This window comes from Longispora fulva (genome assembly GCF_015751905.1).
Classification (GTDB): Bacteria; Actinomycetota; Actinomycetes; order Mycobacteriales; family Micromonosporaceae; genus Longispora; species Longispora fulva.
The window spans coordinates 2777693-2789212 of record NZ_JADOUF010000001.1 but is presented as its reverse complement, the minus strand read 5'-3'; the positions used below and the strand labels follow the sequence as shown (position 1 = coordinate 2789212).

The 11520-nt window shown below is 68.3% G+C and carries 6 protein-coding genes; 2 read left to right on the top strand and 4 right to left on the bottom strand.

Annotated elements, in window-relative coordinates; genetic code table 11:
* Positions 1–3: 3 nt before the first annotated feature.
* Complete coding sequence (locus tag IW245_RS12440; protein WP_197003336.1) at positions 4–150, bottom strand: hypothetical protein; 147 nt, start codon at positions 148–150, stop codon at positions 4–6.
* Between the two features lie 250 nt (positions 151–400).
* On the opposite strand from IW245_RS12440, the gene IW245_RS12435 reads away from it, so the two are divergent.
* The gene (locus IW245_RS12435) at positions 401–3487 is read left to right on the top strand and encodes an AfsR/SARP family transcriptional regulator (RefSeq protein WP_197003335.1); all 3087 of its coding nucleotides are present in this window, start codon (positions 401–403) and stop codon (positions 3485–3487) included.
* A gap of 496 nt (positions 3488–3983) precedes the next feature.
* Here IW245_RS12435 and IW245_RS12430 read toward each other — a convergent pair whose 3' ends face one another.
* From IW245_RS12430 to IW245_RS12415, 3 genes are all read right to left on the bottom strand, one after another.
* Positions 3984–5525: a pentapeptide repeat-containing protein gene (locus IW245_RS12430; protein WP_197003334.1), complete on the bottom strand. Its 1542-nt coding sequence runs from the start codon at positions 5523–5525 to the stop codon at positions 3984–3986.
* An 86-nt stretch (positions 5526–5611) separates the two neighbouring features.
* A complete protein-coding gene (locus tag IW245_RS42800; RefSeq protein WP_307788956.1) occupies positions 5612–6349 on the bottom strand; it encodes a DUF4158 domain-containing protein in 738 nt (245 codons plus the stop codon).
* A gap of 855 nt (positions 6350–7204) precedes the next feature.
* A complete protein-coding gene (locus tag IW245_RS12415; RefSeq protein WP_197003331.1) occupies positions 7205–7744 on the bottom strand; it encodes an RICIN domain-containing protein in 540 nt (179 codons plus the stop codon).
* Positions 7745–7860: 116 nt separating this feature from the next.
* Here IW245_RS12415 and IW245_RS12410 point away from each other — a divergent pair, with 116 nt between their 5' ends.
* On the top strand, positions 7861–10665 hold the full coding sequence (locus IW245_RS12410; RefSeq protein ID WP_197003330.1) for an AAA family ATPase: 2805 nt from the start codon (positions 7861–7863) through the stop codon (positions 10663–10665).
* Positions 10666–11520 lie beyond the last annotated feature (855 nt).

The window sequence follows — 11520 nt, the reverse complement described above, 5'->3', positions numbered from 1 at the left end:
GGCTCAGCCTTCGCTGACAGCGTAGGAGCCGGTGATCCCGATCGGAGTGCCGGCCGTGGCGCCCGCGGGCGAGGGCGACGCCGGGGCGGTGACGGACGCGGGCGCCGCGATGGTCGAGTCCGTCTGCACGGCAAGGAGGGGACGGCGCATGGAAACTGTCCTGTCTATAGGGAAGTCACTGTCGATGACCACCGGATTCATGAACCAGTTGACGTGTCACGTTCCGGTCAGTACCGCTTCGTCGCTGGTCGTGTGGCCTGATCCCTGGCAACGTAGCAACCATCGTTGAATTTCGATTGGATGCCGATTGGAGCGATGCCGCCCGGGACATAGTTTCGTGCCACCGACGATGATGAAATTGGGACGAGATCGGCGTGTCCCCACAGCAACCGGAGGAGATGTGACGGTTCTGTCGGAGGACGCCGCCATGGCGGTGTCGGTGCTCGGACCGCTGCGGGTCCAGGCGGGCGGCATGGACATCGAGGTGCGCCCCGGGCAGCAGAAAGCGGTGCTCGCCCTGCTCGCCCTGGCTGGCGGCCAGCCCGTTCGGCGGACCGAGTTCATCACCGCCCTGTGGGACGACCAGCCGCCCACCGCGGCGTGGAATGTGATCCAGACCCACGTCAAGCAGCTTCGTTCCCTGCTGGAACCGCGCCGGGTCGCACGCGCCCCGAGCACCACCATCCTCACGGTCGCCGACGGCTACGCGCTGACCACCGACCCCGACCGAGTCGATCTACTGCGGTTTCGACAGTTGGTCGAAGCATCTCGAACCGCGTACCGCGAACAGCGCCTCAGTACCGCGTTCTCGTTGCTCGGGCGGGGACTGGCCCTGTGGCGCGGCCGGCCGCTCGCCGACATCCCGATCCTCACCGATCGGCCGATCGTCGAAGTCCTGGACCGGGAACGGTGGGCCGCCGTCGGCTGGCAGATGGAGATCGCGCTGGTCCTGGGCCGGGCTGGCGAAGTCGTGGGGCAGGCCGAAGCCGCAGTCCGGGCACTGCCCCTCGACGAGCGGGCCGCCGCCCGGCTGGTCCGCGCCTACCACTCGACCGGCCGGCCCGGCGACGCCTCCGATGCCTTCCGGCAGGCCCGGCGGCGGCTCGCCGACGCCCTGGGGGTCGAGCCTGGCCCCGACCTGGCCGCCGCCCACAGGGAGGCACTGCGCAACGGTGTGGCGCGACCGGGCGACACCGGCGACCAGCAGAACCCCACGGCACCGGCCGCATCAATCCGACCCGCGCAACTGCCCGCCGACATCGTCGACTTCGTCGGCCGCCGACCACAGATCGACCAGGTGCGACAGGCACTCCGCGACCACAAGGGGGTCGTGCCGATCGCCGCCGTGGTCGGCATGGCCGGGGTCGGCAAAACCACACTCGCGATCCATCTCGGACACCAACTCGCCGGCGACTTTCCCGACGGCCAGCTCTACGTCCGCCTGCACGGCGGCTCGGGCCATCCGGCGGATCCGGCACACGTACTCGGCCGGCTGCTCCAAGGGCTCGGCGTCACCGGCTCGGCGATCCCCGACGGTCTGGACGAACGCGCTGCCCTCTACCGGACCCGGCTGAACAACAGCCGGACCCTCCTGGTGCTCGACGACGCCATCGACGCGGCACAGGTCCTGCCCCTGTTGCCCGGCAGCCCCGGTTGCGCCGTGCTCGTCACCAGCCGCGACCGGCTCGGCACCCTGCCCATGACCCGGCGGATATCCCTCGACGTGTTCACCCCCGTCGAGGCGACGACGCTGCTGGCAATCCTCATCGGCACCGAACGGCACGCGGCGCACCCGGAGGCCGCGGCCCACATCCTCGCGCTGTGCGGCTGGATGCCCCTCGCGGTGCGGATCATCGGCGCCCGACTGGCCACCCGCAGCCACTGGCCACTGCCCAAGTTGCAGACCCGGCTGCGTGACGAACGGGGCCGCCTCGACGAACTCGTCGCCGACGACCTCGCAGTCCGCGCCTCCCTCGGCCTGAGCTACGCGGCGCTGTCCCCGCAGTCCCAACGGGCCTTGCGGCTCCTCAGCCTCCTCGACGCACCCGACGTCAGCGACTGGGCGCTGGCAGCCCTGCTGGACTGTTCACCCAACGACGCCGACACCCAGCTCGAGGCGCTGCTCGACGCACACCTGCTGGCCGCGGGGGACGGCGACGGCCGGTACCGGCTACACAACCTGGTCCGGCTCTACGCCCTCGGCCAGGCCGAAACCCTGGACCCGCCCGCCGAGCGCCGCGCCGCGGTGACCAGGGCGCTGGGTGCCTGGCTGTCCATCGCCGAGCAGGCCGACACCCGCCTGAACTGCCGCTACCTGGCCCGCATCGACGGAGCCGCGCCGCGCTGGCCGGTGCCTGCCGGCATCATCGACGAACTACTCGCAGACCCGGCGGCCTGGTTCGAGGCTGAACAGGGCAACCTGCTCACCGGAGTGCGCCAGGCCGTTGCGCTCGGGGCCACCGCACTGGCCTGGAACCTGGCCGACAGCGCGGTCGGCTTCTACGAGATGCGGGACCTGTACGACGACTGGCGGTCCGGACACGAGGCCGCCCTGGCGGCGTGCGTGCGGCTGGGCGACGACCACGGTCACGCCGTCATGGCCCGCAATCTCGCCTACCTGGCCAGCTCGGCGCAACAGTGTGACACCGACGTGCTGGCGGCCCACGCCGAGACCGCGCACACGCTGTTCGGGCGCGTCGAAGACGATCGCGGCCGGGTGGACGCACTGGTCCTGCGCGGCGAGGCGTACCGCGCCCAGGGCCGACTGGACGAGGCCGCGTTGCTGATGGACGAGGCCATCACCCTGGCCGCTCACACCGATAGCCGTCTCGGCGAGAGCGTCGCGCACAACGAGGCCGGCGCCACCTGCTTCGAGCGAGGCCAACGCGACGCCGCAGTGGACCACTTCCGCCGGAGCCTGGCGTTGTGCGCCCGGCACGGCAACCGTCGCCCCCGCTACACCGCACTCCGCTTCCTCGGGATCATCCAGGCGGGACAAGGGAAACTCGAACCGGCCCGCACGGCCTTCCGAGAGGCATTCGAGCTCGCCGAGTCGATGGCCTCGCCGGTCAAACAAGCGAAGGTACTGCGCGAGCTCGGTCTCGTGGAGTGCCGGCTGGGCGACCCGACCGCGCTCGAGGTGCTGGCCACGGCACTCCGGATCACCCGCACCACCGGACACCACATTGAGCAGGGCTTCGCTCTGCGCAGCCTGAGCCGGGCGTACATGATCACCGGACATCCGGAACAGGCGGTCCCGCACCTCACCGAGGCCCTGGGACTGTTCCAGCGCGCCGGAATGATCTACGCCTCGGCTGTCACGCTGAAGTTCCTGGGCTCGGCGCTGACCGAAACCGGCGACCCCACCACCGGACTCCGGAGGTGGCGCGCCGCCCGACGACTCTTCAACCTGCTGGGAAACGACACCGCCGCCGCGGAACTCGACGAAATCGAACGCACAGCTGTGCATCAATCACTTGCCACATGAGGAAGGGTGCACAATCGTCGGCGGCCAAGTTCGCCATGCCCGCGATGCAGGTGGCAGCCCGTGACAGTTCACGCGACGCTTCTCACCTAAGTCTGCGAGAAGTTCGGTGTCACAGGGTCATCGCACGTCTCGCTACTCCCTGCCCGCCATTTGCCAGGTCTGGTTACCGGACGGATTGGGACTGTCTCAAAGTTTGTTACAGACCCGCGCCACCCGCGCCGGTCGGCATGTTCGGCCAGAGCGGCGTCGCGCTGGCGGTGGTAGTCAGTGAGAACCGGTCCTGCACGTCGACGTGCGCATCGGCAGGCCGGTCGAGGACGGCGAGGAGCGTCGCGCTGGTGAGCCGGCCGGCCGGCGTCGAACCAGGTCGCCAGCGCTACCAGGTACGGGCGGCTACGGGCCAGCTCGATGAGGTCGGCGTTGCGGGCCCGGAACGTGTCGGCCCGGCCTTGGCTGGTGGTGAGCGTGACCCGGTATTGGTGCCGATATCAAAGGATTACCAGATCTCTGGCTCGGCTTCGACGAACGGCTGCCATCCATCCACTGCTGGACCCAGATGCCACCCGCCCGGGCACCGGGTGTCGGGAGGATTGTAAGGATCAGTAAAGGGACCATACGGCCCCATTCCGTATGCCGACTCCGGCCGCTTCCAGTCTCGGCTCGAGTCACGGTCCTCTCGAACCTGCGCTCCGGTGCAATCGGCGCGTTTCGCGAATTTTGCATGGCCCAGCCCGATGTCGTTGGTGTAGAACGTTGCGCTTCTCAAGTCAATGTCGTCGGTGAAGTACGCTCCGGCGAATGTGACGTCGCCCGTGAAGGTCGCGGCGTTGAACCCGGTACGGCCGGCGAAGAGCGTCCCGTTGAATGTGGAGCCGCCGTGGAAGGCAGCGCTATCGAAGGTGGCTTTCCTCAGGTGGCACCGGCTGAGGTCGAGGTCCACCAGGGTCGCAGCGGTGAGATCCAGTTGTACGTTCCAGTACCGGGGATACTGCTCAGCGTTCGGCGGAAAAACCCCTCCATCAGGGCGGTCATCGCGCAGATGCCCGGTGAGGATCCGCTGGGCGGCCAGCCGGACCTGCAGTTCCTCTCGGGATTTACGGTTGCCGGGCTCCACGGTCGTCGGCGGTGCGACTCCGGCTGGGACCTCGCTCGAGACTGCGCTGTCGGTGGCGATTCCAGGAGGGGTGTAGGGCATGCGCAGGTAGGCGCAGATCACGTCGGTGATCGTCTGGCGGTGCTCCGGGTTGTTCTGGGCGAGGCGTTCCAGTGCGTAGAAGCCACCGAGCCTCACTGGCGCCATTGCTGATCCGAGCTGTTCGATGGATTTCACATACAGTTCGGTGATGCGTTTTTCGGCGGCGTCGTAGTCGACGCCGGCGGCAACCCATTCCTGGTGCTTCTGACGACGAAAAGCCAGGAGCAGGGCGGTGGCCGCTCCGACGCCGCCGGCCGCAGTCAGACCGGTGCGGACCGCTTCGATGCGGGCGCTAGCCCGATCCGCGGACGATCCCGCCGCTGCGGCCTGCTGCAGTAGCAACGCCGTGGTGATCCACATGGTGGCGGTCACCGCCACGATGCCGGCCACCATCCACCAGGCCGAGATTTGCCGCATCGACGCCGATTTGGCTGGCCGCTGCGGCGCGATCGGTGCCGTGTGCCTGCCCAGTTCCTTCGCTGCGTAGGCGCCGATACCTACAAGACCGATGAGGGCCGGATAGACCCACCAGGACCAGTGCAGGAAGTCCAGCAGGTGGCGCCGTATTTCCGTGAGCTCCACGGCTGCGGCGAGAACGGCTAGCAGCAGAACCAGGAAGGCGGGTTTGCGGGTCCGCAGCCAGCTCCGGGCCGACGAGGGTGTCGGCTTGCGCAGTCCCTTCAGTGCGAAGTCTCCGATCACTCCGAGACTGATGAGGACCGGATAGACCCGCCACGGCCAGTGCAGAAAGTCAAGGAAGTGCCGCCAGGACCCGGTCACGAACCCGACCGCGGCGATGGAGGCCAGTACCAAAACCATGTAGGCGAGCGCGCGTGGCCGCACCCATCTCTCCGCCACTGTACGAAAGGCCGTGATCCGCTCAGCGGTTGTCGGTGGCCTGCGTGGGGGCGGCGGCTTTGTTCCGAGGCTCATGACCGGTCTCCCTCACGGGCAACCTGCCGGAGGGGTCGGTAGCCGTCGTGGTCGAGTTGGGCGAGTTCGCCGGCGAGGTCGATGGTGTGGGTGCCGTAGAAGTGGACGTTCTCGTGGTGGGTGGGCCAGATATGGGCGAGGATCTCCGCGTCGATGTGCCGGCCTGCGGTGCGGAGGGCTGTGACGGCAAGTCCGTGGTATTCGGTCATCCAGGTGACGATCGCGTTGGTCGCCAGGGTCAGGCACCACATCTGTTCGGCCTGCTGTTCGTGTTGGCGTTTGCGGATCGCGCCTTCTGAGGCGTAGGCGAGGGTCCGTTTGAGGGAGTGGACGTTCTCTCCCTTGTTGAGTTGCCGGCCGATCCTTCGACGGTAGGTGCCATCAGCCTGCCGCCAGCCCAGGTAAGCGACGATCTCGCGAAGATGATCCGTCCGGGTCTGCGGCCTCTGTCCGCAGGGCAGCAACTCGTCGACCGTGACTCCGAGCCGCTCCGACAACCAGGCTGCAGCCGCGGCCGGTGCCGTCCGCACCTCATCCGGTACGAACCCCAACCACGGCAACACGCACAACTGAACCGCGGCGCCGATCACGTTGTCCCGGCCCCGAAACTTCCGCACGAACGCCTCATCCGCCGGCGTCAGCGTGAAATACCGGATCAGCTCCGAACGGTCGACCTCCGCAAACCCCCGAAGCCGCTCAAGCTCCTCCGCCGAGAACAGATCCCGCGTCGCCACCAGCCCACCCAATACATAGGACACGATCGAATCGATCAAACCCTACGCGACAACGAAACGGCCCGACAATACCTCAGGTCAAAGCAAGATCAAAAGCTGCCCGTTGTTTTTACGCCGCTTACTACAGGTCGGCCGGCAAGGGAACAACCTTCCGGGAAGGCAACCTGCGCCGATCCGGCCGCGATGTGGGCTCTGCGGCCTGGGAGTTCATGGGGCCGCGTTACCGGTTGCCTTCTTAGAGGCCATCTGGTACCGCGATGACCGCTTCGTCCAGGAGCGACTCAACGGCGAGAAGGTCATCGACTGGAAGATCCTCAACCCAGACCGGATGATCGCCGACGCCTACCCAGCCCAGAACTGACAACCGCCAACTCCGGCGCTGGCCCTCAACGCCGAACGGGCCGGGCGCCGTCGACTCACAGGCCCGTGGCCGGGTCCCGCCCGCCGACCTGGCCGACGGGCCGACCACCGATGTCCATGCTGGACGTGGCCGCCGCATAGCACGATCACGGCAACCCAGCCCGCGCCATCCACGACGCCGGCCACCCCGGCCGCGACGACCACCGGACTCCGGAGGTGGCGCGCAGCCCGACGGCTCTTCAACCTGCGGGGAAACGACACCGTCGTCGCGGAACTCGACGAACTCGAACGCACAGAGCTGCGTCAATCACGTGCCCATGAGGAAGAGGGCACTATTTTCGGCGGCCAAGTTCGCCATGCTCGCGATGCAGGTGGCAGCCCATGACAGTTCGCGCGACGCCTCGGCCGTGTCCTTGGTCGTCCTGGCATCACGCAGGCACAGCTGAACGCGATACGGTCCTGGGAGGCTGTGCTCCCAGGACCGTGCCGCGCAGCCTAGGCGAACCACCAGTGCTGTCCGGGATTGTCCCAGCAGTACCACTGTTGGATGGGCGCGCCGTTGAAGGTGCTGATGTCCTTCACGTCCAGGCACATCCCGCTGCCACGGTTGACCACCTTGACGTAGCTGCCGCCGACCGCGATGACCTCCCACTGCTGGGCGAGGCTGTTGTTGCAGCCCCACTGCTGCACGACGGCGCCGGCCGCGGTACTGCCGTCCCTGACGTCCAGGCACAGGTCGTTGAGCTGGACCCGGATCTCGTAGAACACATGACCACCGTTGGAGTACACCGGATTCTTCCACCACAGCTGGCCGGCGCCGCCCCAGCAGGGCCACTGCTGGTCAGGGGTCCCCCAGTCCTTGACCATGTTCCGTACGTCCAGGCACTGGCCGCTGTGTTGGGCCCGGACCTCGTAGTACGTCCGCGCCATCGGGGCGGCCGACCCGGGGGCCGCGGTCGCCGGGCCGGTTCCCGCGAACACCGCGACGGCCACTGTGAACATGGCGAGGAAATTTCTCAGAAGGAGCTTGAACATGATGATCCCTTCGGGGTGTTGATCGCCGGTCTGATCGGCGACATGGCAATATGTTCGCCTTCACGGGTCATGTCGGGCATCGTGGTAGGCACCACTAGGTTTTCTACGGGGGCCCGATGGCACTGATCGAGCGCGAGTCGGACCTGGCCGCCATCGCCGCCCGGTTGGCTGATGCGGCCGGCGGGCACGGTGGTGTGCTGCTGGTCGAGGGCCCGCCGGGGATTGGCAAGACGGCGTTGCTGGCTGCCGCCGGCGGGCACGCCCGGGCCTTGGGGGTTCGGGTGTTGGGCGCGCTCGGTGGCGAGTTGGATCACGAGCTGCCGTTCGGTGTTGTCCGCCAGCTGTTTGAGCCGGTGCTGCGTTCGGCGATTCCGACGGAACGGGCTGAGCTGACCGCCGGTGCGGCAGCCCTGGCCAGGCCGGTGTTCGGCCCCGAGGGGGCGGAATTCGGCTCTGACCCGAATCTGCTGGGCGATGTTGTGCATGGCCTGTACTGGCTGTGCTCCAATCTGGCAGAGGCCGGGCCGGTGCTGCTGGTGGTGGACGACGTGCACTGGGTCGACGACGCGTCGCTGCGGTTCCTGTCCCATCTGGCGCGGCGGATCGTGGACCTGCCGGTGCTGCTGCTGGCCGCCGGCAGGCCGGGACGATTGCTCGACGGGTTCGTGGGCAGGGCGCTGGGCGGGATCCGGCCTGATCTGCTCCGGCTGCGGGCGCTCAGTCCCGCCGGAGTCGGTGTGCTGGTCCGCAACGACCTGGCGGCCGACGCCGAGGAGGAGTTCTGCGCGGCGTGCGCGCGGGCCAGCGGGGGTAACCCTTTCCTGCTCACCGAGGCCCTGCACAGTCTGCGGGCCGATGGGGCGCGGCCGGTGGCCGCCGAGACCTGGCGGTTAGAGAACCTGCGCCCTGACACCGTATCCCGCGCCGTGTTGACCCGGATCGCCCGGCTGGGCCCGCAGGCCCAGCTCCTGACCCGCGCGCTGGCCGTGCTCGGCCCGTCCGCCGATCTGCGCCAGGCCGCCCTGTTCGCCGGGCTTGCCGTCGACCGGGCGGCCGAGCTGGCCGACATGCTGGCCCGGGAGGCGATCGTCGGCCCGGGCCGCCCTCTGGACTTCACCCACCCGCTGGTCCGCACCGCCGTGTATGCCGACTCCAGCGAGGTGCTACAGGCCGCCGAGCACAAGCGGGCCGCCCGGATGCTGGCCGGAGACGGCCAGGCCCCCGGGGCCCTCGCGCCGCACCTGCTGCTGGCCGAGCCGGGCGCCGACCCGTGGGTGGCAGACACCCTGCGCGCGGCCGCGCACGCCGCGCTGGCCCAAGGAGCGCCCGAGTCCGCCGCCGCATGCCTGACCCGGGCACTGAACGAGCCGCCCGCATCGGCGGACACTGGGCCGCTGCACGCCGAGCTGGGCCGGGCGCTGGGCCTGGCGCACCGCCCCGAGGAGGCCGCTGCCGCATACCGCCGGGCACTGGAGCTCACCGACATGCCCCTGGAGCGGATCGGGACGGCTCTGGACTTCGGGTTCGCGATGTTGCGCGCCGGGCAGGCTGACCAGACCGTCGAGGCCCTCGAGCTGGCCTACCGTGCCATCGACCGCGATCCGGCCGAGGTGCCCCTGCCCCTGGTCGCCGCGTTGGCAGGCGCGGGCCTGCTGACCATGCGCCCACCGGCCGCGATCATCGCAGTTCTGGACCGGATCGCACCCGGGCTGTCGCCCGAGCGGGCCGTCGACCGGACCATTCTGGCCACACTGGCCTTCGCCGCCGCGGCGACCGGAGACCGGCCAGCTGCCGAGGTGATCCGGCTCGCCCGGCTGGCGGTCTCCGGCCCGCTACCCGACGGGGAGCAGTCCCTGCTGCTCGGCCTGGCCGCCGGGGCCCTGTCGATTTCAGGCGCGCACCAGGAGTCCCTCGACCTGATCGACCAGGGCCTGGGGGTTGCCCGCCGCCTGGGCGCGCTCGCCGCGTACCAGTTCATGATGATGCTGCGCTCCCACAAGTGCCTGTACGCCGGCCAGCTGACCCAGGCCGAGGGCGACGCCCGGGCCGCCGTCGACGCCGAGCACGAGACGACCGGGCGCCCCAACCCGGAGGCCGCGGCCACCCTGGTCAACGCGCTCACCGCCCGAGGCCGGCTGGACGAGGCCCAGTGGGCGATGGCAGCCGGCGGCCTGGAGGACGGGCATGAGCTCGGGGTCCTCATCAACCATTTCGGCCTGATAGCCCGGGGCCGGCTGCGACTGGGCCAACTGCGGCCCGCCGAGGCGCTGGTCGACCTGTCGGCCTGCGGGGCGACCCTCACCGGCCGGGGCTACCTCAACCCGGGGTTCGCACCGTGGCGGGCCGAGGCCGCGCTCGCGGCCCGGGCCCTCGGCCGGGCAGAGGAGGCCGCCGAACTGGCTGCCGAGAACCTGCGTCTGGCTCGCAGGTTCGGAGCCGCCGAGCCGGTGTGCACGGCCCTGCGGGTCAGCGGACTCCTCGCCGGCGGCCAGGAAGGACTGGAGCTGCTGGAGGAGGCGGTTACCTTCGCCGACACCGAATACGCCCGAGCACAGACTCTGGTGGAGTTCGGGGCAGCGCTGCGCCGCGCAGGACGACGCACCAAGGCCGGTGACCCCCTCCGGCAGGCGCTGGACGCCGCCGCGCGATGCGGAGCGGACGGACTCGTCACCCGCGCCGTCGAGGAACTACGCGCGATGGGCCTGCGCCCGCGACGCCCGATGCTCACCGGCCGCGACGCCCTCACCGCCAGCGAGATACGCGTGGCGACCCTGGCCGCCGAAGGGACCACCAACCGGGAGATCGCCCAACTCCTGTTCCTCACCAGGCGGACCGTCGAAGTCCATCTGACCAACACCTACCGCAAACTTGGGATCGAGGCCCGATCCGCGCTACGCGACGCGCTCGGCCCTCAAACCTGACCTGCCTTGACTGCAGAACGCATCGAGACCCCGCCACCCTGAGACTTGAGCGTTCTACTCTCGGTGCCACACGTACCGACCAATTATTCATTTAAGCCCATAGACGGGACCTCCGCGGTTCCGCCCTTCAGCAGCATCGTCGAACACCCCGAAGCGACGTTTGGTCATCACGCTGGGACAGTGGCGTCACTGTGCGATCCACGAGGATCGCGCGTCGCCAGCGGTGGGCCGAGGGCTCGGCGCGGCGATGCTGGTGCTGGACGCTGCTACATTCGCGGTGGCTGTCTCGAAGTACGGCTTCCAAGGAGCGTTGGATCAATCAATTACTGCTCAGCTTCAAGGGCTACCGTACTGTGAGCACTATATCTACAGCAATGGAAATTTGTATGTCCAGATGCCTCCTGCGGTGTAACGAGGTCATGATGATGAGTGAAGAAGACGGGTTTTCGTCAGAAGAGCCCATCCAATTTTCTGACCACATCGTGCCGGCAACCCCTGGGTCTGTCGCGGCGTCCCTGTTGAGATTCGCGGCGGATCGAGAGCGTCGAGATATCGATGCGGGATACAGTGAGGAGCCTTGGTCCATTGGCCGCATCGGAGACTTGCTGTGGAGGCACTCAAGTCGGTCGAGGCGAGAGATACTGCGCCTGATTCAGGCGGAGTTCGAAGAAGCAAGGCCCAGTTGGCAGAGGAACTCAACTTCCTTCGATGCGTGTCGAGTTACTCTGGCCCCGATCGCCAATACATTAGGGCCAAAGTAGAGGAATACGTCGTCGAGTACTTGCGGACGGATGAGAAGTTCCACTCACTCGTCCTATCGGATCCATCCATCATTGACGGCATCGACTGGCTCTT

Coding starts and splice junctions, on each gene's coding strand:
- IW245_RS12415 (WP_197003331.1), bottom strand. CDS start 7,744: ATGTTCAAGCTCCTTCTGAGAAATTTCCTCGCCATGTTCACAGTGGCC.
- IW245_RS12410 (WP_197003330.1), top strand. CDS start 7,861: ATGGCACTGATCGAGCGCGAGTCGGACCTGGCCGCCATCGCCGCCCGG.
- IW245_RS12440 (WP_197003336.1), bottom strand. CDS start 150: ATGCGCCGTCCCCTCCTTGCCGTGCAGACGGACTCGACCATCGCGGCG.